This is a genomic window from Cupriavidus pinatubonensis (assembly GCF_019602855.1).
Taxonomy (GTDB): domain Bacteria; phylum Pseudomonadota; class Gammaproteobacteria; order Burkholderiales; family Burkholderiaceae; genus Cupriavidus; species Cupriavidus pinatubonensis.
Window position 1 is genome coordinate 1,303,346 of record NZ_CP080767.1, and the last position, 22,448, is coordinate 1,325,793.

General features: G+C 62.1%; 22 protein-coding genes. 11 read left to right on the top strand and 11 right to left on the bottom strand.

All coding sequences use genetic code 11. The features are described from left to right. Nucleotides 1-28 precede the first annotated feature (28 nt). The 4 genes from K2O51_RS18620 to K2O51_RS18635 are packed head-to-tail and all read right to left on the bottom strand — an operon-like array spanning nt 29 to nt 4,070. On the bottom strand, nt 29-832 hold the full coding sequence (locus K2O51_RS18620; protein WP_011297369.1) for a citryl-CoA lyase: 804 nt from the start codon (nt 830-832) through the stop codon (nt 29-31). Further along, a complete protein-coding gene (locus tag K2O51_RS18625; protein ID WP_220631483.1) occupies nt 829-1,548 on the bottom strand; it encodes an SDR family oxidoreductase in 720 nt (239 codons plus the stop codon). Before K2O51_RS18625 ends, K2O51_RS18620 begins: the two co-directional genes overlap by 4 nt. Beyond that, nucleotides 1,545-3,092: a class I adenylate-forming enzyme family protein gene (locus K2O51_RS18630; RefSeq protein ID WP_220631484.1), complete on the bottom strand. Its 1,548-nt coding sequence runs from the start codon at nt 3,090-3,092 to the stop codon at nt 1,545-1,547. The genes K2O51_RS18625 and K2O51_RS18630 overlap by 4 nt, the downstream gene beginning before the upstream one ends. A gap of 60 nt (nt 3,093-3,152) precedes the next feature. Then, a complete protein-coding gene (locus K2O51_RS18635; protein WP_245001934.1) occupies nt 3,153-4,070 on the bottom strand; it encodes a Bug family tripartite tricarboxylate transporter substrate binding protein in 918 nt (305 codons plus the stop codon). A gap of 211 nt (nt 4,071-4,281) precedes the next feature. Between K2O51_RS18635 and K2O51_RS18640 the strand changes: the two genes are divergently transcribed. Continuing rightward, on the top strand, nt 4,282-5,295 hold the full coding sequence (locus K2O51_RS18640; protein ID WP_220631486.1) for a substrate-binding domain-containing protein: 1,014 nt from the start codon (nt 4,282-4,284) through the stop codon (nt 5,293-5,295). A 128-nt stretch (nt 5,296-5,423) separates the two neighbouring features. Here the strand turns inward: K2O51_RS18640 and K2O51_RS18645 are convergent, their stop codons facing one another. Further along, nucleotides 5,424-6,665, bottom strand: a complete 1,242-nt coding sequence (locus tag K2O51_RS18645) for a hypothetical protein (RefSeq protein ID WP_011297374.1) — start codon at nt 6,663-6,665, stop codon at nt 5,424-5,426. 13 nt (nt 6,666-6,678) lie between these two features. Continuing rightward, a complete protein-coding gene (locus tag K2O51_RS18650; RefSeq protein ID WP_011297375.1) occupies nt 6,679-7,098 on the bottom strand; it encodes a DoxX family protein in 420 nt (139 codons plus the stop codon). A gap of 291 nt (nt 7,099-7,389) precedes the next feature. On the opposite strand from K2O51_RS18650, the gene K2O51_RS18655 reads away from it, so the two are divergent. The 8 genes from K2O51_RS18655 (at nt 7,390) to K2O51_RS18690 (ending at nt 15,901) form a co-directional block, all read left to right on the top strand. Continuing rightward, nucleotides 7,390-9,705, top strand: a complete 2,316-nt coding sequence (locus tag K2O51_RS18655) for a DUF3141 domain-containing protein (protein WP_011297376.1) — start codon at nt 7,390-7,392, stop codon at nt 9,703-9,705. A gap of 61 nt (nt 9,706-9,766) precedes the next feature. Then, a complete protein-coding gene (locus K2O51_RS18660; protein ID WP_011297377.1) occupies nt 9,767-10,705 on the top strand; it encodes a phosphate acetyltransferase in 939 nt (312 codons plus the stop codon). A 4-nt stretch (nt 10,706-10,709) separates the two neighbouring features. Next, nucleotides 10,710-11,900, top strand: a complete 1,191-nt coding sequence (locus K2O51_RS18665) for an acetate/propionate family kinase (RefSeq protein ID WP_011297378.1) — start codon at nt 10,710-10,712, stop codon at nt 11,898-11,900. A gap of 172 nt (nt 11,901-12,072) precedes the next feature. Next, nucleotides 12,073-12,600: a universal stress protein gene (locus K2O51_RS18670; protein WP_220631487.1), complete on the top strand. Its 528-nt coding sequence runs from the start codon at nt 12,073-12,075 to the stop codon at nt 12,598-12,600. Nucleotides 12,601-12,666: 66 nt separating this feature from the next. Further along, complete coding sequence (locus K2O51_RS18675) at nt 12,667-12,819, top strand: hypothetical protein (RefSeq protein WP_220631488.1); 153 nt, start codon at nt 12,667-12,669, stop codon at nt 12,817-12,819. A 177-nt stretch (nt 12,820-12,996) separates the two neighbouring features. After that, nucleotides 12,997-14,220, top strand: a complete 1,224-nt coding sequence (locus K2O51_RS18680) for a hypothetical protein (RefSeq protein WP_245001935.1) — start codon at nt 12,997-12,999, stop codon at nt 14,218-14,220. Between the two features lie 209 nt (nt 14,221-14,429). After that, nucleotides 14,430-14,786: a hypothetical protein gene (locus tag K2O51_RS18685; protein WP_220631489.1), complete on the top strand. Its 357-nt coding sequence runs from the start codon at nt 14,430-14,432 to the stop codon at nt 14,784-14,786. A gap of 623 nt (nt 14,787-15,409) precedes the next feature. Further along, complete coding sequence (locus K2O51_RS18690; RefSeq protein ID WP_140953234.1) at nt 15,410-15,901, top strand: universal stress protein; 492 nt, start codon at nt 15,410-15,412, stop codon at nt 15,899-15,901. A gap of 68 nt (nt 15,902-15,969) precedes the next feature. On the opposite strand, the gene K2O51_RS18695 is transcribed toward K2O51_RS18690, so the two are convergent. The 5 genes from K2O51_RS18695 to K2O51_RS18715 form a co-directional block, all read right to left on the bottom strand. Beyond that, nucleotides 15,970-17,394 carry a DUF2252 domain-containing protein gene (locus tag K2O51_RS18695; RefSeq protein ID WP_220631490.1) on the bottom strand — a complete coding sequence of 475 codons (1,425 nt, stop codon included), beginning with the start codon at nt 17,392-17,394 and terminating at the stop codon, nt 15,970-15,972. 87 nt (nt 17,395-17,481) lie between these two features. Next, complete coding sequence (locus K2O51_RS18700; RefSeq protein ID WP_140953491.1) at nt 17,482-19,248, bottom strand: SulP family inorganic anion transporter; 1,767 nt, start codon at nt 19,246-19,248, stop codon at nt 17,482-17,484. Between the two features lie 47 nt (nt 19,249-19,295). Next, a complete protein-coding gene (locus K2O51_RS18705) occupies nt 19,296-19,706 on the bottom strand; it encodes a hypothetical protein (protein ID WP_011297384.1) in 411 nt (136 codons plus the stop codon). A gap of 120 nt (nt 19,707-19,826) precedes the next feature. Next, nucleotides 19,827-20,627, bottom strand: coding sequence for a hypothetical protein (locus K2O51_RS35235; protein ID WP_245001936.1), 801 nt, complete (start codon nt 20,625-20,627; stop codon nt 19,827-19,829). 25 nt (nt 20,628-20,652) lie between these two features. Then, nucleotides 20,653-20,931, bottom strand: a complete 279-nt coding sequence (locus K2O51_RS18715; protein WP_011297321.1) for a DUF1488 family protein — start codon at nt 20,929-20,931, stop codon at nt 20,653-20,655. Nucleotides 20,932-21,380: 449 nt separating this feature from the next. Between K2O51_RS18715 and K2O51_RS18720 the strand changes: the two genes are divergently transcribed. Continuing rightward, nucleotides 21,381-21,920 (top strand): flavodoxin family protein, encoded by a 540-nt coding sequence (locus K2O51_RS18720; protein WP_011297386.1) that lies wholly within the window; start codon nt 21,381-21,383, stop codon nt 21,918-21,920. Between the two features lie 40 nt (nt 21,921-21,960). Continuing rightward, nucleotides 21,961-22,416 (top strand): universal stress protein, encoded by a 456-nt coding sequence (locus K2O51_RS18725; protein WP_220631491.1) that lies wholly within the window; start codon nt 21,961-21,963, stop codon nt 22,414-22,416. Nucleotides 22,417-22,448: the final 32 nt, after the last annotated feature.

A 22,448-nucleotide genomic window follows, 5' to 3' on the forward strand; every position in this document is an offset into this window, starting at 1 on the left:
GGGCGGTAAGGCTTTGGGTATTCGGGTCTTAGGGCAGCACGTTGCGCGTGTCTTGGCGCAGTACAAGCTCCCACATGCGCGCAGCGGTCGGATGCTCGCGTTCTTCCAGAACATGGGCGACCAGGCCTGCACATCGGCCAATCAGCGCAAGGCCGCGGCCAAACAGGGGATCCAGCCCCATGTCAGCCAGGATGGCGCCGAGGGCACCGGCTGCATTGAGCGGGAGCTTGCGCTTCTCGCTTCCACCAGCGCCTGGCTTGCCTGACGCCTCGGCGAGGGCGACAGCCAAACGGCAGTGCCGGCCGAAGAATCCGTTAGCCCTCGCTGTATCGAACAACGCCGGCACGCGTGGATCGCCATTTAAATGAATCGGATGGCCCAGGCCGGGCAGGGCGCGCCCGTCCTGTCGCGCAGTCGTCACGACCCGGCGTGCGATCTCTTGCAATATGGGCTCCTTTGCGTCCGGTGCCAGATCAGCAGCTTCTCGCAGGAGTAGTTCGGCAGTGTTTTGCACCGTGCCGAGAAAACGTTCACCTGCGCCAAGCAGGCCGGCTGCCACGGCGCCCTGCAGTGACTCGGGAGCGCCCAGCCAAGTCATGCGCGTGCTGATGGCACTGGGGGTCAGTCCATGGTCCACCGCTGTCACAAGTAACGTGTCGATCATGGATGCCTCAGCCTCGTCCGGCAGCCTGCCGAGCACCACCAGGCACAGCATCTGCACAAAATCGATCTTGCCAATCACGTCGCGCGCAAGATCGCGGCCACGCACCGAAATGCGGTCTGGCGTGGTGGTGCCAATGTCAGTGCGGATGCTCGTGTGAGTGCTGCTCATGCTGACAACCCCACGGTAATGCCGCCGCACACATGCAGGATCTGCCCTGTCACGAACGAAGCGCGCGTATCCAGGAAGAACTCCACGGCGTGGACGATGTCGTCGGCGTTTCCCAGCCGTTTCACGGGGACGCCGGCGACAATCCGTTGCGTCAGTGCCTGCTGTGCCGGATTGGCCGTTCCGAACGCCGCAGTGGCAATTGGCCCGGGCGCGACCGCATTCACGGTAATGCCATCCGCGCCTAATTCGAGCGCCCACGTCCGGGTCATTGCATTGAGCGCACCCTTGGTCGCGGCGTACGCCGTGCGCATTTCCTTGCCAAGCGCCGCGCGGCTGGAAATGTTGACAATGCGGCCCTGTCGTGCCGCGCGCATGGCGGGCAGAGCCGCCTGTGCGCATTGCAGGGCGGCGCGGGCGTTGACCAGCATCTGGCTGTCGAAGTCGTCCAGCGTCGTATCACCGATGCTGGCGGGGCGCAGCGTGGCGACATTGTTGACGAGCCCGCCGAATGCATGCTTGCCGCAGGCATCGCGCAGGACTGCAGCAAGTTCGGCTTCACTGGCCATGTCTGCTTCGTAGAATTCCACGATGCCTGGCTGCGGCGGCAGGGCGCGGTCGATGCTCACGACATGGCTGCCGCGTCTCGCCAGGGTCTGGCACAAGGCCCAGCCAATACCGCCGGAGCCTCCGGTGACAAGAACCGATTCTGGAATCATGATGCGAGCGTCTCCTTGGGGAAATGGGCCTTGCCGTCCGAGTTCGCCAGTTGATCCCGGAGGGCCTGCTTTGAAACCTTGCCGTTCGCGGTCAGGGGCAGGCTGTCGAGAAAGTGGATTTGCTTGGGCGTCTGGACGGGGCCAAGTCGTGCCCTGACAACACCCCTGAGCGTGTCGGCCGAGACCTCTGTGCCCGGTCTGAGTTGGACGGCCGCATGTACCGCCTCTCCCCAGCGCGGATCGGCGACGCCGAAGACCGCGCACCGGCAGACGGCGGGGTGCTTGCCCAAAGCATTCTCGACATCGGTCGGATAGACGTTAAAGCCGCCGCTGATGACAACGTCCCGCAGTCGGTCCTTCAGGTAGAGAAAGCCTTCCCGATCCAGGTACCCGCCATCGCCGGTATGCAGCCAGCCGTCGACGATGGTCTCGGCTGTCTTTTCTGGCTGCCGCCAGTAGCCGCTCATCAACAGGTCGCCGCGAACGACGATTTCGCCGGTCTCTCCCGGCGGTAGCAAGCGGCCGTCGGGCGCCATGATCCCAATCTCGGTCAGCGGGGTGGCGCGGCCGACCGATCCATGGCGTTCCGAATTGCGCAATTCGATCGAAGGCATGAATGCAATGACCGCAGGCGCTTCCGTCTGTCCGAATGATGTCTCGAGGGTGCCAAACACCTCGATGGCCTGGGCAATACGATCTGCCCGCATCGGCGCTGCGGCATAGACCATATGCCGCAGCTGCGACCAGTCTCGCGTCGCCACCCCGGGCTCATCGAGCAAGTCGTAGATCAGCGTGGGCGGCATGAAGGTCGCCGTGATCCGGCCGCTTTCCAGCTGGTCCAGCACTGACTTCGGCCTGGTCGAACTCGCCAGGACAATCGTGCCCCCGCAGGCAAATACGGGAAGAAGAAATGTCGACGTGCCGTGCGTGATAGACGCCACTGCGAGATAGCGCTCGTCGTCTTGCAACTGCATTGCTGTCAGGATCGATACGACCGTGGCATTCCAGGCGCGCAAGGATTGCATGACGCCTTTGGGGGCGCCGGTCGTACCACCAGTGAACTTGATCGCCTGGATGTCGGACAGGTCCCTTGACTGGCGGCGCGGGACACGCCCTTGCCATGCCACCAGCAGGCCCGCCACACTGTTCGGCTCAGCCGATGAGGTGCCGCAAACCAGGCGCCGCGCGCCGGCCGGGACCGCGTAACAGGCCTGTTCACGGTGAGCTTCGTCGAACACGAGAATCGATGGAGTCGTGAAGTCGATTATCCTGGCAAGCTCCGGGCCGGCGCTGCGCGGATTGAGCGGCACCCAGGTTTTTCCCGCCGCCAGGACCGCCATTAAGGCGACCACGTGCGGAACGCTGTTCCCGGCACAGATGGCTACCCGCGAACCTGGCACCGGATCGATGTCCTGGAAGGCGGCAGCCAGCGCGGACACCTGCCGGGCCAGTTCGCCGTAAGTCATTGAGACATCGTCTGCTTCGAGAGCAATACGGTGGGGGAACGCGCTTGCGGTTCTCAGAAGGAAGTCAATCGGCTGCATGAATACTCCGGCTTGAAGATTCGGCCAACACGGTTGCCGCACGATGTGGCGTGATGGATTTCAATCTGGTCGCGCCCCGGACAGTTTGACGATGCGGGCCCACCTGACCATCTCGTCGTCCACGAAGCGAGTGAACTCAGTGGTGCTCATGGCTTGTGTGTCAGCGCCCATTTCGACAAATCGCTTTCGCAGCGTGTTGCTGCTCACGGCTTTCCTCACTGCGTCATGCAGGCGATCCACGACTTCTGGCGGCGTGTTTGCCGGCACGAAAAGGCCGCTCCAGTTGGTGACGGTGTAGCCCGGGACACCGGCTTCGGCGACGGTAGGCACATCGGGCAATGCCGGTAAGCGACGCGCCGAGGTGACTGCAAGGGGCCGCACCAGTCCTTTGGCGATCAGAGGAAGTGAAGTCGGGACGTTATCGAACATCAGTTGGATGCGGCCGCCCATCAGATCCGTGAGCGCCGCTGACCCACCGCGGTAAGGCACGTGTGTAAAGCGAGTGCCGGTCATTGTCTGGAACAGTTCGCCGGACATATGAATGCTGCTGCCATTGCCCGACGAGCCCATCATCAATTGGCCGGGCCGCCTCTTTGCCAGTGCAACTAGCTCCGCTACCGTACGGGCGAGCACGTCGGGATGGACAACCAGCACATTTGCGCCCGATGACACCAATGCCACAGGCTGGAAGTCTTTGCGCGGCGAGTACGGCAGGTTGCCGTACAGGCTGGGATTGATGCCGTGAGTGCCGATCGTGCCGAGCAGCACGGTGTAGCCGTCGGCTGCCGCGTTGGCGACGGCTGCCGCCGCGATATTGCCGCCGGCTCCCGCACGGTTGTCCACCACAAATGGCTGGCCAAGCGTTTGCGTCATTTCCTGGGCCAGAAGGCGGCCAAACACGTCAGCCGTACCACCAGGCGGAAACGGGACGACAAGTCGAACCGGCCGGGACGGATAGCTCTGCGCCAGCGCCGGCATGGCATGCATCGTAATGGCTGCTGCAGCAAGCAAGCCGGACAGGAGTCGGTACAGCATGCGGGGTCTCCGTTACGGGCACTCTCGGCGATGCCTCTATGCAAGATTCGGAAAACGTTTTCAGATCGAAAATGCACTGAAAAACGGCTTGGTGGTAAATTAGCAGTCGGAAAAATTGGCGTCCAACTGTGGAACGTTTTCATTAGGGAAGACCATGACGCAACGCGTATCAGTGAGGGATGTGGCAGAGGCTGCAGGCGTTTCGATCGGCAGCGTGTCACGCGTGTTGAATGAAACGGGTTATGCCAGCGCTGCGCTGCGCGCACGGGTCCTGGCGGCTGTGGAAAAGCTGGGATATGCGCCGAGCTTTGCCGCGAAGCACCTGCGCACAGGACGCAGCCACACGGTGGGATACCTGGTCTCGAACATTCGCAATCCGCTGCTGGCTGCACATTTCAGCGAAGTGGAGCGTCACCTGCAGGCGGCAGGCTATTCGGTCATTGTGGGAAATACGCTTGACCAGCCTCACCGCGATCGAGAGCTAGTTTCACTCTTTGAGACACGGCGGTTGGAGGGCATCATTGCCGCGCCCAGCGTGGAAAGCGAGTCGCCGACGGACTTCTTGTTTGGTGCATGCGGCCTGCCCGTCGTCATTCTTGATCGGGAGACGCCAAAGCCAATGGATGCGGTCATGCTCGACCATCGGGCCGGCGTTCGGCAGTCCGTGGACTACCTGGTTTCCCTTGGCCATCGTCGCATTGCTTTGTTCGGCCCCGGCGAGCACATTCGGCCGGGGCGCGAGAAGTTGTTGGGCTACCAGGACGGTCTTCAGGCAGCGGGGATTCCCTTTGATCCGATGCTGGTATTCATGTCGCGGTCTGCTGTGGATTCATCGCGAACGCAGATGAGCGCGATGCTTGCCCTCGAAAAGCCACCCACTGCAATGATCGGGCTTGGGACCCGTTTGCTCTCAGGTGCCATCTATGCGGCAAGGAAAGCCGGCTTGGATATTCCGCGAGATCTTTCGGTGATAGGCATTGGTACCCCGGAAACCCTGGAACTGATGTACCCGCCGTTAACCACGCTGCGCTTCAATATCGAAGCCGCGGCGCAAGCTGCTGCACAGTTGATGCTGGATAGATTGGAAGGCGTAGTCGATGAGCCCGCACGCCAGGTAAATGTGCCGTTGGATCTCGTGCTGGGCGAGTCCTGCGCGATACGAATGTGACGGCTTTTGGCGGCAGCCAACAGAATGCGAGCATGTTGAGGGTCAGCCGGAATTCGTGAAATTTTCGCCGATAATTGATCTGGATGGGAGTCGCAATGAGCTGTCAACCGGACGGTCGTCTACGTTTTCTAGAACAAGAGCCCGAACAGATGCTTGAGCAGTTCTTCGAGAGGCATCATGGTGAGCGCCAGGGGCGCCATGGGAATCAGTACTGCCGCAGCAAGCTGCACGATGGCATCTCTGGTGACAGGCGCAATCCGCATGCCGCGCACCACCTCGAAACTGTTGCCGAGATCGGCGAGTGACTGGATATCGCCGCTGCCCACCAACGGTTCGTTGGCTGGTGCACATCCACGCAGCCATTTGTTATCGAACGCGCGCACGTAGCGTTCCGCCAGCGTGCCATACTCATTCAGTCCTGTTCGCTTCGCCTGGGCAAGCTGCGGCGAGAATACCAGCAGTGGGCCGACAACTATGGTCAGCAGAAAGACCATCATTACGCCGATCTCCATCTTGAATTCCGGTAGCGCAGCCTGAAGAAAGAAAATACGGTTACCGAGATTTGACGCAAGCATGACGCCATGCGCTGCGAGCAGCAGCGCGAAGGCGTAGACCGTATTGGCAAGAAAGCCGAGACCGCCAACGCGATCCGGATGCGTGGGAATCAGGCTCAGCTTGATGCGCGATACCTGCCAGAGAAAACGCATCCAGATGAATAATCGGAAATACCAGCGCACCAGCAGGAACTGGAACAGCGGCAGGCTGACATAGCCATACCAGATGCCCGCCAGTGAAAGCTTTGAACCGCCGTCGGTTGGCGTTGCGTACCACGTTGCCGTCTGGAGACCGGTGTAATGACGCCAGACGATCAGGATGCCGACTCCATAGACGACAGCGATCAACAGTAATTCGCCAAGCACAGAGTTGCGCAGCCGGAATGCGGCGCCGAGGGCCTCATCGAATTTGCTCATCGCGGCTTCGGGAATCAGATTCCGTTCGATGAATGCCTGGCCGATGCCATGCAAGCGCCGGTGCACGACAAGTTCTGCGGCAACCAGCAAGGGCACTGCCACGAGAAACCGGAGATGAACCTCCATATCCATCAGGAACGGTACCGTCGTAGCCTTGCTGAATAAGTTTCCCTCGAAGGCAGACAGCATCAGCAACGGCAGCCAAGCGAAGAGCGAGATGAAGAGAATGCGTTGCCGCACGAGAAGCAAAGCGTCATCGGACAAATTGGCCCGACGCAGCAATTGATAAAGTGGCCCACCGAGGACCAGTGAAAAGTTCTCCCGATTTCGCAGAACATCGTCACTGGAACCGGATGAGGCCTGCGTTCGCTTGGATCCAAGACTCCGGCTGATGCTCATCGCGCTTCTCCCGTTACTTCGGCTCATGCCCGCGTGATGATTCGATCGCGAAGACGACAAGCATCCCGCCCAGGATCGCGACATTCTTCAGAATGTGGTTGAACTGATTCCAGGAATCCGCAAGATCGGCGCGCCAGAAGCCGTGGAAGATCAGGGTGGTTGGCACCAGAAAAACCGCGAGAAGCAGCGCTCCCCATTTCGCATTCCAGCCAGAAATCAGCGTCAATCCGCCCGCGATCTCGATCGTCATGGCCAGCACCAGCAACAGACTGGGCATCGGCAGTTCAGCACTTGCAATCCATGCGGAATATCCGGCGAAGCTGCTCATCTTCATTAGCCCGGAAATCAGAAAGAGCGAGCCAATCAGCGCGCGGCCGACGGAATACAGGCGCGCAACGGTCGTGGGCGTAACAGAGATAGTGGCCGTGGTCATGGCAATGCTCCGGAATCGACAGGGAAAGAAGTGAGCGATGCCTCCGCGACGCTTTCCTTCTGCATTCAGCCTATGACTTCGGCTCGAGGTCCGGTTGTTATAGATCAAGGAGCCGTGGACGGATGGTGCGGCGTGGACTGCCCCATGGAGAGCAACCTCGCCCCGCATCGAAGTGACGGGATCGCATCGTATGTTTCCGCACGCTGGTGCCTTGCCCGCTTGCGCTATGTCAAGCCCCGCTCAGTGCTACCTCCTACGCTGGATGTTGGCAGAACGTCTGACGGAGGAAGCATGGACGCAGGAAAGCAACTGGCTCATGCGCGTGAGGTGGGCATCAAGACAAGCGTTGTGCTGCAAAAGCGCCTGAAGAATGCGCAAGAGGCATTCAGTCATCGCGTGCAGGAAGCCACGGGTGGCGAGGCGTCGACACCGGCAAGCTGGATGGCGGATATGAATCCGATGAACTGCTATGCCTACGCAATCGACAGCATGCAGCGCGCCATCCTGTTCTGGGACACGATCAGGCAACGCGGCAACAACTTCGTCGAGAATGCGGTGCAGGGTCTCAAGCCCGTGCTGCATTTCGACTATGAAACCGTGCTCGATGGCCGTAGTTTCGCACTGCCCGTGAACTATGCGCTGCTGAAGATCACGCCGCCGGCGAGCGTCACCGTCGACGATAACCGCCGCCCGTACGTCATCATCGATCCGCGTGCCGGCCATGGCCCGGGCATCGGCGGCTTCAAGGACGATTCCCAGGTCGGCGTTGCATTGCGTGCGGGCCATCCCGTCTACTTCGTCATGTTCTTCCGTGACCCGGAGCCCGGGCAAACGTTGCTCGACGTGTGCGAGGCCGAGCAGCAGTTCATCCGGAAAGTCCGCGCCTTGCATCCGGATAGTCCGAAGCCGGCCATCATCGGCAACTGCCAGGGAGGGTGGGCCGCCATGATGCTGGCCGCATCCGACCCGGACGACACCGGTCCCATTGTCATCAACGGCGCACCAATGTCGTACTGGAGCGGTGCCTGGAGCGAGGGCGAAGGCGATAACCCGATGCGCTACTCGGGCGGTCTGCTGGGCGGCACCTGGCTCGCATCGCTGACGGCAGACCTTGGGAACGGCAAGTTCGATGGTGCCTGGCTGGTTCAGAATTTCGAGAACCTGAATCCCGCCAACAGCCTGTGGGACAAGTATTACAACCTGTACCGCAAGGCCGATACCGAGCCACCGCGTTTCCTGGAATTCGAGCACTGGTGGGGCGGCTATTACCTGATGAATCGCGAAGAGATCGAATGGATCACGCGCAATCTGTTCGTCGGCAACAAGCTTTGGAGCGGAGATGTAAAAGATGCCGGCGGAAGGGCGTTCGACCTGCGGGACATCAAGGCCCCCATCGTGCTGTTCGCCTCGATGGGCGACAACATCACGCCGCCGCAACAAGCGTTCAACTGGGTGGTGGATGTCTATGGCAGCACCGAGGAGATCAAGGCCCGGGGCCAGGTCATTGTCGGCATGATGCACGAAAACATCGGTCACCTCGGCATCTTCGTCTCCGGCAAGGTTGCGCAGAAGGAGCATGCGCAGATTGTCTCCGTGCTCAAGAGCATCGAGTTGTTGCCGCCGGGACTCTACGGCATGGTGATCCACGAGCACAAGTCCGCTGCCGGGGTCGAGTACGAGGTCGAGTTCCACGAGCATTCGCTCGAAGAGATAGCACAAAGGCTCAACCGCTTCGAGCGCGCAGACGAGACGCCATTCGAGGCAGTGGCGGCAATGTCCGATTTCACTCAGCGCGCCTATGAGCTGTTCGCCCAACCGTTCGTGCAGGCCATGTCGAATGAGGCGTCGGCGCGCATGCTGCGCGAATTCCATCCGCTGCGGGTGCAGAACTGGATGTTCTGCGACCTGAATCCGTGGATGGCGTGGGTGAGCCCCGCTGCCAATGCGGTAAGGGCCAATCGGCAGGCGCTCGATGCGGACCATCCGCTGCGTCAGCGTGAGCAGGCCGGCGCGGAAGTCCTCAGCGCGGGCCTCGACGCCTGCCGTGCCGTGCGCGATGCCATGACAGAAGCCATCTTCTTCAATGTGTACGCGAACATGTGCGCGTTCCTGCCAGGGGACAAGACGTCGCGGGCCGCCCGGACAGTCACCCCGCCGCGCGAGCTGCCGGAGGTCAAGGCAGCACTGGCCGAGATCGAACAGGGCGGCTACGCGGAAGCCATCGCCCGCGTGGCTTGCCTGCTCAAGCGACAAGGCGAGCCTTTGCCGTTGTCGAGGCTTGAGTTGCGCAAAGAGCTGGTGACGGACTACGCGGAGCTGCTGCCCGAGCTGCCGCCGGAGACCTGGCGCCGGATTCGCGGGCAGCAGGAGCTCATCACGCTGTACGCGCCGGAGCAGGCGCTCGAGACGCTGCCGGTCCTGCTCAGGGACAAGTCCGATCGTGACCGGCTGCAATCCCTCGCCGACAAGCTGCGCGCTGACGAGCGGCTTCTTGGGACCACGCCGACGCCAGAGCAGGCCGCGATGCTGGCACGCATCCGCACGGTGCTGTCGGTCAAGACTGAGCGGCCGCGTCGTGCCGCAGTACCGCTGGCGCGCGCGTCCTAGCACCGCACGAGGCGCGGCCGCCGGAATCCGAACAGCAACCTGGTGATGCAGGAGAGAACCCGTGAACGCAAAACACGAGAAGTATCAGCGCCTGATCGACTACTGCAAGTCCATTCCTCCGACGCCCACGGCAGTCGTCCATCCGTGCGATCGAAGTTCGCTGGAGGGAGCGGTGGAAGCCGCACGGATGGGTCTGATCGCGCCCATCCTGGTCGGGCCTCGGGCTCGCATCGAGGAGGTCGCGCGTGCCAGCGCCATTGATATCAGCCAGTACCCGGTCGTCGATGCCCCGCACAGCCACGCCGCCGCGGCCGCTGCGGTGACGCTGGTACGTGAAGGCAAGGCCGAGGCCATCATGAAGGGCAGCCTGCATACCGATGAGCTCATGGGAGCAGTGGTCAAGGGCGATAGCGGCTTGCGCACCGCGAGGCGGATTAGCCACTGTTTCGTGATGGATGTGCCAGGCCACGAAGACGCGTTAATCATTACCGACGCCGCGGTCAATATCGCGCCGACTCTGGAGGAAAAGGCGGACATCCTCCAGAACGCCATTGACCTGGCGCACGCGCTCCAGGTCAGCGAAGTGCGGGTCGCCATCCTGTCGGCGATGGAAACCGTGAATCCCAAGGTGCCGTCCACCGTGGACGCGGCCGCGCTTTGCAAGATGGTCGACCGGCACCAGATCACCGGCGCGGTGGTCGATGGCCCGCTCGCGCTGGACAATGCCATCAATCTCGATGCCGCACGCATCAAGAAGATCGACTCGCCGGTGGCCGGTCGGGCCAACGTGCTGCTTGTCCCGGACCTTGATGCCGGCAATATGCTTGCAAAGAGCCTCACGTTCCTGGCAGGCGCCGACGCCGCAGGCATCGTTCTCGGCGCACGGGTCCCCATTATCCTCACGAGCCGTGCCGATGCCGTCATGACCCGACTGGCGTCCTGTGCGGTGGCGGCGCTGGTGGCCAAGGCGCGCCGGGAATCCGGCCAGATACAGAGGTGACGACATGGCCGATGTGATCCTTGTGCTAAACGCGGGCTCGTCGAGCCTGAAGTACTGCGCCTACGACGCTCAGGGCGACGCACTCAAGCTGGTCCTGCGTGGCAGCATCGAGGGGCTTTACACATCACCGAGCTTCCGCGCGACAGATGGCGGTGGCACGGAGGTCGAGGCCCGGCAGTGGGACGAAGGGACCGAACTCGGGCACGGTGGTGGCATTGCCTTCCTGGCGGATTTCCTGCGCGGTCATGGAGAAGGACATCACCTGGTTGGCGTGGGCCACCGCGTGGTGCATGGCGGTTTACGGTTCGCGCAGCCAGAAAGAGTCACTGAAGCGGTGCTTTCAGAACTCGATGCGCTGTGTCCGTTGGCACCGTTGCACCAGCCGCATAACCTCAAGCCAATCCGCGTTCTCGCAGAAAGGCGTCCGGAACTGCCGCAGGTGGCCTGCTTCGACACCGCGTTCCACCGGGCGCAGCCGGAAATCGCGCAGGCCTTTGCATTGCCGGCTTCGATGACCGGGCGCGGCATCCGGCGCTATGGCTTTCACGGGCTTTCGTATGAGTACATTGCCAGCGTCCTGCCCGGTGTCGACGCGAAGGCCGCGACTGGCCGCACTGTCGTGGCCCATCTTGGCAACGGTAGCAGCATGTGCGCGCTCGTGGCCGGACGCAGCGTGGCCAGCACCATGGGATTCACTGCGGTCGATGGCTTGCCCATGGGCACGCGTTGCGGCAGCCTCGATCCCGGCGTGATCCTGTACCTGATCAGCGAGCTGGGCATGGGCGCTCGCGAGATCGAGGACCTGATCTACCGCAAGTCCGGGCTGCTTGGCGTCTCCGGCATATCGAGCGATATGCGCGTGCTGCTCGCCAGCGACGATCCGCGCGCCCGCCTTGCCGTGGAGCTATACACCTACCGGATCGGCCGCGAACTCGGGTCGCTGGCCGCAGCGGCGCAAGGCATCGACGCGCTGGTCTTCACCGCCGGCATTGGCGAGCATGCCGCAGTGATCCGTGAACGCGTGTGCCGCCAGGCTGCCTGGCTGGGCGTAACGGTCGATGCCGCGGCGAACGCCAGCGGCGCGACGTGTATCAGCGAGCCATCCGCACGGGTTGCGGTATGGGTGATCCCGACGGACGAGGAACTGATGATCGCCAGGCATACCAAGGCATTGATCGGCGCGGGTGAGAGATGAAGAAGAGCGCCGGCGGGCACTATGTGGATGGTGGTGTGAATGTGATGGGATAGCTTCCGGCACTGTTTGCGCGATTTTTACACCGTGCCCCCGGTTCTTGATGCCGCTTGCATGCCGCCAGACATACGCTTGAGTTGTGAATCCCCGGGCCTGCTGCCCGCAAAGGCAAGCGATGATCAAGATACTTGTACCGGTAGACGGTTCTGAGTGCGCGCTGGCTGCCGTGCGCCACGCTGCGTTTCTCTACCGAGAGGGAAGCGTCGCGGAGATCGTGCTGGTCAACGTCCAGCCTCCGCTGGAGCGCAGTCGTGCCCGCGCGTTCCATTCGCTGCAACGCTTGCGGGACGTTGAGAGCCGCGGAGGTGAAGCGGCTCTGTGCGAGGCGCAAGAGATTCTTGAGGATTCCGGTGTTCCATATGTACCGATCATTGCACTTGGACCTCTCGCCGAGACCATTGCAAGGACGGCCGAAGAGAACAACTGCGACGGCATCTTGCTGGGGACAGGTCTCTGGTCGCGAATCAAGTCGTTTGTCGGCGGTGGATTGCCGGCGGGCGTCATGCGGCGGACGTCGGTTCCCTTGACGGTTATCAAGGCCCGCGGGTCGCGACAAGCCAAACTGGATGCCAGGATGCCTCTTCCGCAAGGGCAACATGCGCATCTCAAGCCACGTCTGGTCATCCTTCCGCCTGGCCGCTAGATGCCCTGGCGGCAGGCAGCCGCCCGGAAGGTTGGGGTGCATTCCAAGACCAAATGGAGTCCTGTCATGGGGTATCGGATTTTGATCGCCGTGCTGTCAGTGGCGGGTGTTGTCCTGCTGTTTGGCTTCCAGCTTCGCCGGACGAGCAAACTCGGGCGCAGGGAAGACGAAGCCATGCATCGAGACGCGGACGTCGAGAAGGGACGTGACGTGACTTGAACAAGCGATATCAGCCCGAGGAGAGGAGTCGGGTTGCAGCAGCATCGTCGTGTACGCAGAGAAGGATCCCGGCGTTCAGCGGCGATTCCAACGCATATGGTTCCATATTTGGCGCGCCTGCGTTAGCCGATCGTGATGCTCTCGCTCGGGTTCTGCTTCTAGCGCGCTTTGCCGTGCTTGCGCTGCGTCAACGGACGCCTTCTGCGTTCTCCTACGCTGTTTGAAGACCCATTTCATCTGGAGGGGGATGTCCCTCTTGCCATGCGCGCACCGGCGTTCCGCAATGCAAGCTGCATGAAACAGACAACCACCCGGGCGGCAATCCGCTTCGCGGCGATCTTGCATGCCGTGGCGATAGCAGCAGGCTGGTTGCTTTCGGCGTGTACATCGTTGGGACCCACCACCATCGTCGCCGATCGCTTTGACTACAGCGCGGCCATTGCCGATTCATGGAAGCAGCAGACGCTGCTCAACATCGTCAAGCTGCGATACATGGACCTCCCCGTGTTCGTGGATGTTGCCTCTGTAGTCAGTGGCTATTCGCTCCAGGCGGGGGTGTCGGTCAACGGTACGCTGTCATCCGCACGCGCGATCCAGGGGGATTTCATCGCGGCGGGCGTGCAGGGCGTCTATACGGATCGTCCGACGATCACCTACACGCCCGCGACAGGACAGCGCTTTGTGCGCGGATTGATGGAGCCGATTGATCCGCGCAACATCTTTTTCATGCTGCAAAGTGGTTACGCCGCGGATTTCCTGCTTGGCATGACCGTCGAGTCGCTCAATGGTGTGCGCAATCGTTCCACTGCGGCCGGCATGATACGGGAAGCCGATCCGGAGTTTCTGCGCGCCATCTCGCTGATGCGCGAGGTACAGGCTTCCGGCGCCTTCGCGATGCGTGTCGAAGAAGACAAGACTCGCGGATCCACGGCAGTCCTCTTCTTTCGCAGGGAAGACATGCCTGCTGGCGTGGTCGAGAAGGTTGACGAGATTCGCCGGCTTCTCAGGCTGCCCGTTGACCGTCAACGGTTCGTGCTGAAGTACTCTCCAGCCCGCGGCGCGGACGACGAGTTGTCGGTCAACAGCCGGTCCATGCTGCAGATCATGCTTGCGTTGTCCAGCTACATGGACGTCCCGGACGATCATCTGACCGAGCGAAGCGCGTTGCCAGGCGTTGTTCGGACGTCACCAGCGACCGAGGATGAGACCGTTCGGATTCGTTGTGGCAGGGCCAAGCCCGTGGATGCCTATGTGGCGGTGCGCTACCGCGACTACTGGTTCTGGATCGATCAAGGCGACCTGCGTACCAAGCGCGCGCTCAATGCAGTCATGCTGTTCTTCACGCTGGTGGATACGGGCAGCAAGGAAGCCATGCCGTTGATCACGATTCCCGCCCAGTAGTCTTTTTAGGGCGGGAGCCCTCCGGCTGAAGGACATGGCGATGAGCGTCGGAGCGGTTCATTGAAATAGCTGATTGGAGACTTGAATTCCGGAGAAGCAGTCTCACGTTATTAAAGGAAGCGCCAGCTCGGTCGATCAGCCAGAGTATTCCGTCCACCATTCGCAAGGGCGTGCGCAGGCGCCGCGCGACCTCGATTCGAGAGGCCATCATGCTTAACAAAACCATTCCGACCCTGATCATTGCCGGGCTGGCGGCATTCGGCGTGACGCAGGCAGCCAACGCGCAAAAGAACTACACGGACGGCGGCGATCTGTACGGAGGCAGCCACGCGGCGAAGAAGGTATCCCCCAACTCGGGCGCGGCGAAGTCCGGCAAGTTCGATCCCTACACCGATGGCGCAAAGCAGTCGACCCGCTCCAGTCTGAACGCTTCCGAGAAGCGTTTCGATCCGTATTCCGAAGGCGCCAAAGCCGGAAAGTATGATCCTTACACCGATGGGGCAAAGACGGGCAAATTCGACCCTTATACGGATGGCGCGAAGGCTTCTGGCGACAAGGCCCAGTAAGCCGGATCAGAAAGGGAATGCAGGTCGGCCGGCATGAGAGGAAGCTTGATCTCCCAGGCTCCAAGCAGGCTGTCAAAGTTCGCGTCCGCGGGGGCCTGCTGAGACAGTAGCCTGGATTCTCCGGATAGGTCGAGCGCTCTTGCTGTCAGCTCATAGCGAGTATCTCTCTTGCCGGCGTCCACCGTCCCAGGACTATGGCAGATCAGCCCCGACAATACCCACGATGCCGATGGGAGCGGCCCTTCAATCAACATGAATTGCGATCTAAACGCTTCCGGGAAGCGTTTGGATCCGCATTTCGAAGGAGCCAAAGCCGGCATGTAATCGCTTACCGAAGGCGGCGAAAGCTATTGAAAACCAGGCTCTTCAGGTGGAATGAGGCCAGTACAAAAAGGGGCCCGCTACTGCGGGCCGCTCGCTTTCTTGAAGACCGCGCACACGGGGTATCGCGCGTTGCCATAAATCAGCGCACGGCGCGACATGAGGCACCCTTGATCCAGCCCAACCTCGGAGCGTGTCAGGGGACTAACGTAGCAATACCGTGTAGCAGTTAACGGCGGCGCTGGGGATCCTGCTGCCGGCCGGCCCTCAATCGCAAATCTGACTATGTCGAGGACGATCACATGTACCGTCGTATTCTTGTAGCCCTCGATGGTGGCGCCGCAGCTGAGGCTTCGCTGGAGCAGGCAATCCTCATTGCGCAAGCCTCGGATGCCGAGGTGGAAGTCATTTTTGTGCTCGACATCAGCGCTCCGTTCCTGGATGTGGCGGGCGCGGATCCGGTGCGAATGGCGGAGAATCTGACCACAGCTGCGGAAGGCGTGCTCGCAGCGGCCGCCACCAAGCTGGACCGGGCCAGAGTCCGGTTCACGACGTGTCTGTCGGGCAGGTCCGGCATTCAGCAAGGCATTGCCGAAACGATCGCGGCAGAAGCTGATGCGTGGTCAGCGGACCTGATTGCGATGGGGAACAATGGAAACCACGGCCCTTCCGGGCCGCGCATGGGTGAGATAGTGCGCAAGGTCATGGCGCGGACCCGTCAGCCACTTCTGCTTGCACGGGCGCAGCTGGACAGAAACCACGCGCCAAGTGAGGTGCACCGCCGCGCCGGGTGACGGTGCGCCTTTGGTAGGGAGCCGGTAGGGAGCACTACGTCAGTACCTCGACCATACCGGCTTACTGCTCAGTTCGCCTCCAGCCTGGCCTCGATACGCCCTTCGCGAATCGCTGCGACAAACGTGCGGAAATCGCTGCGGTTTTGCGAACAGTATTCCGTGGCGAACTCGCAGATCGCATCATCGAAGGCCTGGCCGGAGCCCATGTAGCCAGCCATCATGGCGGCATCCCCGGAGCGCGCGTGGGCGCGCGCAAGCGCGTGCGCGCACATGCGGCCATATTGTCTGAGCATACCCGTATCCCAGTCCTCGATCACTGCGGAGAGCTTCATGTCGCGCAACTGGCGCAAATAGAAGTCGCGTCCGTTTTCGCCGCGCGTCCAGCCCAGGAATACGTCGCTCGCCGCCTGCATGAGACGCTGGCCGGCGATCACGCGCTCGCCATGGTTGGCATGCAGGCTCTTGCCCGCGTAGGGCTCCAGCACGGAAGCGCGCGCTTCCTTCACCTGCAGGAACAAGGGATCGTTGTCCGCAGCGAGAAACAATCCCACGCCACACATGGTCCCGACGCTGCCGACACCAACGACCTTGATGGCCATGTCGAAGAAGTGGAAACGGTCGAACAGCACACGGACATGCTCAGCGAGGCTGCTGCGATAGGAAGCAATGGCTTGCGCGTAATCCGAGCCCATGCCGGGCGCCAGTTCTTCGGTCGGATGAAAAATCAAGGGAGGCTCATCCTTGATCCTCGGCTTTGCTCCTTCTTCCGACACCAGTTTGGGATAAAGATAGTCGGGAACCGTCTTGCGTCGTTCCCCTTCGATTCGCTGCGCCAGGCGCTTGCGTGCCGCGGCAACGATCTCGGGATCGCCGCTACGGTCTTCATACTTCTGTAAATCAATTCGGTCGTACCATACGTCGAGAGCGCGCATCCACCCGTAGTTGAACATGCGTTCGCGGTACTCGCGCACGACATCGGTGACTACGCGTGCGGCATCGCTCTTGGGCAGCGCGAGATGCTCGGCCGCAATCGCCAGACTGGCCGCCAGTCGCTTGAGGTCCCATTCGAATGGGGCGGGCAAGGTTTCGTCGAGGTCGTTGATGTCGAAGATGATGTTTCGTTCGGGCGTGGCGAACCCGCCGAAGTTCATCAGGTGGGCGTCTCCGCATGCCTGCACGCGGATGCCGCTGGACGGCGTGGTGGCAAGATCGGCCGCCATGAGTGAAGCCGATCCGCGGTAGAACGCAAACGGGGATGCCGCCATCCGGCCGTATCGGATTGGAACCAGGTCGAGGATCCGCCCGGCGTTGGATTCATTCAGCAGTTCGATCGGATCGCGGCGATCTTCCGGTGCCTGCCAGCCGGATTGCGAGGCGCGAGGCACAGTATCGCGTAGCGCGCGTCCTTTTGCTGCGCGCTCGTCGGCGGTGAGGTAGTGCGTGGGTTCCCGACGCGCGGCTGCCAGGTGGCTGGGTCTTTCCGGTTTGTTCATGACGCTTTCCTTCTCAAAGGCCGGCACCCGCCATGCGGGACCAGCATACTCTGCCGCGCGCGGACGCCGGGGCGGCAACAATGCGCGCTACGTTGCTGCCAACGCTGTAATACTCGCGATGGGCGTCTCCTGCGCGGTGGATGTGCGGAACTCCTCGATCACATCCGCAACCGAGATACGACGTCCGAAATACCCCACACGCTCTTCCAGTCCCTCTGCGCGAAGCATGTCTCTCACGACCGCGTGCGCTGCAACCAGCCGCAATTCAATGCCGGCGGCTTGCAGTTCCTTGTGCAGCGTCGCCAGCATGCGGGCGCCTGCCAGGTCGACCACGGGACAAACCGAGAGGTCGCAGACCACCAGCCGCAGCGGCAGCGCGGAGCTGCGAATGGCACGCCACACCACCGAGCGCACATGCTCGACGTTGAAGTACAGCAGCGACGATTCCGCACGGAAAATCAGGATTTGCGGAACGGCTTCATTGTCCGGATTGCGATCCATGTCCGAGAAGCTGCGCGTTCCCGGAATTCGTCCAAGGAACGCGACATGCGGGTGAGCAGCACGCCGGATGATCATCAGCATCGATACGAGCACGGCGACGATGACACCTTTCAGGATGCCGAGCAGTAGCACGGCGCCGAACGCAACCATCGAGACGATGAACTCGAAGCGGCTCACACGCCATACGTGGCGCAGTTCGCGGATATCCACGAGGCCTTTGACAGCGACCAGCACGATGGCGGCCAGCACCACGTTGGGCAGATTGGCCAGCAGGCCGGTAAGGAACATCAGGCAAAGGGCGATGGTTGCCGACGCGAATACCAGCGCCAGCGGCGTTCTCGCTCCGGCCTTGTCGTTCACCGAAGACTGCGACAACCCGCCCGCAACCGGATAGCCCTGGCAGAGGCCGGTAGCCAGGTTCGCCGCGCCGAGTCCGAGCAGCTCCTGGCGCGCATCGATCTCGTCTCCATGGGCCTGCGCAAGGGCGCGCGCGGCCGAGACGCTTTCGACGTAGGACAGCAACAAGCAGGCAAAGGCAAGGGAAATGACCCCGTCGACATCGCTGGGCCGCAGGCCCGGCCAGTGCAGTTCAGGCAGGCCTTGTGGCAAGGCGCCTACAACCTTGAAGCCCAGCGCTCCCAGCGGCGTCAGCGACAGCAGCATGATCGACGCTACGACGACGAGCAGCGCGACCGGTCGTCCTGGCAGGAACTTTTCCCCAAGCAGCAGCACGGCAATCGCCACCGCGCCAAAGCCGAACACCGCGAGATTGGTCAGCGGCAATTGCTGCGCAAGGATGGCAATGCGCTCGAAAAAGAACTCGCCGCCGCCCTTGACGCCGAACAGCTTCGGCAACTGGGTCAGGGCGATCGTTAGTGCCGCGCCCGCCTTGAACCCCAGCAGGATCGTTTCACTGATGAAATTCACGAGCGAACTCAGTCGAAAGAGCCACGCGAGGATACACATGGCGGCAACCAGCAGCGCCGTCAGCGCCGCGATTGATGCCCAGCGGCTCGGGTCCCCCTGCGCCATTCCGGCGATGGTCACGCCAACCAGCATCGAGATGGCGGACGTGGGGCCGATTGCGAGCTGTCGCGACGAGCCGAACAACGCGTAGGCCAGCCCGCCGGCGAGATAGCAGTAGATCCCGTACTGCGGAGGTACGCCTGCCAGCGACGCATAGGCCAGCGAAACCGGAATGCCATATGCCGCCAGCGTGACCCCTGCGACGGCGTCATGTCGCAGCCATTCGCTCCGGTAATGAAGCAGCCACTGCGCAGGCGGGAACCAGGTCTGCCAACTGCCTGCGGCCGCGGCGCCGCGCTGTGTGTCGGGTGAGGACGAGTCTTCCATGGGGAACCTCCATCAGCGCCATTTGTTGTCATCGAAGTTTCGTGCTGTCACGAGTCATTCACAGCCGATGCTGCCTTTGCCTCGACGGATCCCTTTCCACTTGCGGCAAATCGAGGCGAGTCGTTGCGCATGGGTGGAAGCCGATCCGAATGGATCCCGGCAGGAATGAGATCGGGGATTCGGCTCTTCGCGTCGATCAACAACGAACTGCGCGCCTGCAACACGGTATCGTCGAATCGGGAAGCGGCTTCGCGGAGGAGGTCCATGTCGATCCGGCTGGGTGGGGACGCCGACTGAAGCGTTTCGATCTCGCTGTAGATGAGTCGTCCGAGATCTCGCGCCAGCTCGGGGTCCAGTAGCCCTTGCGACGTGGCATGGACAAGGTGGTACAACAGGCTGACAAGTCCTGGCGCCGTCGATACGGGTTTTGACCGTAGCGCCTTCTTCGTGCTGGGCATAGTGGTTTCCTCCGATCAGCGAAGCACAGGACCGTGATGTCCGGAACGGCCTTGCGATATCCATGATGACGAGTGGCATTCCGAGCCGGGACCTGGCTTCGCAATGAAGTCACGGGGCATTCAAACTACCAGGCTGGCCAGGTCGGGCCACCACAGCATGCGCGCAGCGGCGCCATGCCTCGGCACCCGGAGGACGGTGTCAACCACGCTGCCATCGTATTCGGCGACCAGGCGATAGCGACCGGGCGTTAGCCGGAGTAATAGAAACGGGCCGTCGGCATACGCCTGGAATACGAGCGTGCCATTGGCGCTGTAGATATTCGCTTTCACCCCGGCGATCCATGCCCGCTGCTTGCCGGCGAAAGCCAGGCACAGATTGTAGAGGCCGGCGATGTCTCGCATGTCGATGGCCTGCGCCGGATCCGCGCTGCCACTGAAGTAGGCGACGCCGTTGGCATTCGTCGCGGACGCATATGCATGGCGTTCTGCGGAATCGGAATGGGACTCGGCATCGGATTTGCCAGGTGCCGGCGCTGGGTGACGCGCCGCATGCTGGCGCTTGAGCGCGGCGCAGGCGCCGACGCCAACGGGCATCTGCGCTTCACTCGCGACGCGGCCTGCTCGATCCATGCTGCCCTCATGCCCGATCCGTGCCACCTGTTGCGCATATCTTGCCGGCAATGGGATCGAGGCCGCCGAAGGTCCTGCACCGTTAGCCGCACGGCAAGTTGCCAGACACAGCAGAATCAGTGCCGACCGGCGGGCCAGCACAGTGCACGCCCGTTTCAAGGCGCCTCGCCCGGGCACGGCCGGGGCAGCGGCATGCGCGAGATCCTGTTCGGCAGGAGTGCCGGGGACCGCCCGCGAATTGTCGGAGCTTCCCGCGTGCGCACGTGGTGACCGTTGCAGTTCGATAGGCATGGCGATCGGCGAGCCAGCACTCGCACTAGGCGGAAAACCGGAAATGGCCACTATGCAGGACGATGCTATGTGCGCCCGTCATCTCGAACATGCTACGGGCGACGTTCTCGATGGCCTTGCGATGAGACGAAAAGGCGGAAGCCAGATCTTCATAGAGATACGACCGTGCCCCGAAATGGTCTTCCAGCGCCTCCGCCGTGATCTCGAAGGTGGCGGCGGCGCCGTCGATCTGTGCCGGGCACTGCAAGCTGGGACCCGCCGCGCAATAAGCCGGTACGGAATCGGGAAAGAGAATCTGGCTCATGGCGGCAACCTGCTCAACTGCGATGGATCCGGGCCGCTCCGCGTGCGGCGGAGTCCGATACCTGAAGGCTAGATGCCACGACACAGCAGGACTTGATGCTTATCAAGCCGGACGCGGGCCGGGCATCCTTGGCGGCCACCATCGCGAGCCTTGACGTGCGACAACTGCGCGGATGCGCTGCGACCTACATTGCAGATGCTGATGTATCACACCGTGCAACGGATATCGGTTGGACTGACATGGTGCATCCGGCCGCTGGAAGGGCGGCTTCATCACGGCGTGCGGCGCCGGCGACAAGCCGTTCCGGGCGACCGACGGGGCCCGGCTGCGTCCGCCAAAGCTGTTGCCTTCCACAGCAGGGGGCTTGACATGCATCAAGGGGGCGTCCCGACAACTTCCTAGCATTCCATGCAGGGCCGGCACGACCGGCGTCGGGTGAGGAGTCTCCCATGTCGGAAAAATCGGAAAGCCTGATCGTGTATTACTCCCGTACCGGCACAGCCAGGCAAGCCGCCGAGACCCTGGCAGCCAGCACCGGTTGGGGGCTGGCAGAAATTCGGGACGAGAAGCCCCGGGCCGGGTTGTACGGCGATTTCCGATGCGTGCTCGATATGCTGCTGCATCGCACGCCGGCATACCGGTACGAAGGGCCGCTGCCCGGCGACTGCGGTCACGTGGTTGTCGTCGCGCCGGTCTGGCTCGGGAGGCTGGCGGCGCCCATGCGCAAGTTCCTGCTAGACCATGCGCCGTTCTCGGGCTGTGTGTCCGCCGTCTGCGTCATGGCCTCGCGCGGTGGCTTCCGGGCGGAGGATGACATTGCCTTTCTGACTGGCAAGACTCCGTCGCCCGCCCTGGTGCTGAAGCAGCGCGATGTGCAGAGTGGTGCAGCCGCTGAGCAACTGGCTGCATTCGCAGCGGCATTGCGCAGGGGGCAGACAACGCCCGAAGCCATCGTAAGGCCAGCATGGATATCGCCGAGAGAGGCCTAGCCTCCCGCCCGCCTTGCAGGCAACCTGACGGAGATATGGAATGTACAAGAAGATTCTCGTGGCAGTTGACGGCAGCCACTGTAGCGACCTGGCCCTGGACCATGCGATCGGACTGGCCGCCCTCTGCGACGCCGACCTGCAGGTCGTTCACGTGATCGACAACGGCTACCTGAAATATGACATGGGATACGTTGACCTGACGGATCTGCGTGCCGGCCTGATCAAGGGCGGGGAAGAGTTGCTGGCTCAGGCGCAGGAAAAGGCAAAGGCCAGGCATGTGCGCTGCCAGACCGTCATGATCGACGAGATTGTGGCGCTCGGCGATATCGCCCACCAGATCCGCCAGCTTGTCGAGAGCAGTGCTGCCGAACTCGTGGTGCTCGGCACGCATGGCCGCCACGGTGTGAGCCGGTTGCTGCTCGGGAGTGTGGCCGAAAGTCTTGCGCGCCAGTGTCCGGTGCCAGTATTGCTTGTCAGGGCGAAGGACCCGACCTGAATTTACGACTCGGCGATGCCAATGAAGGCCGC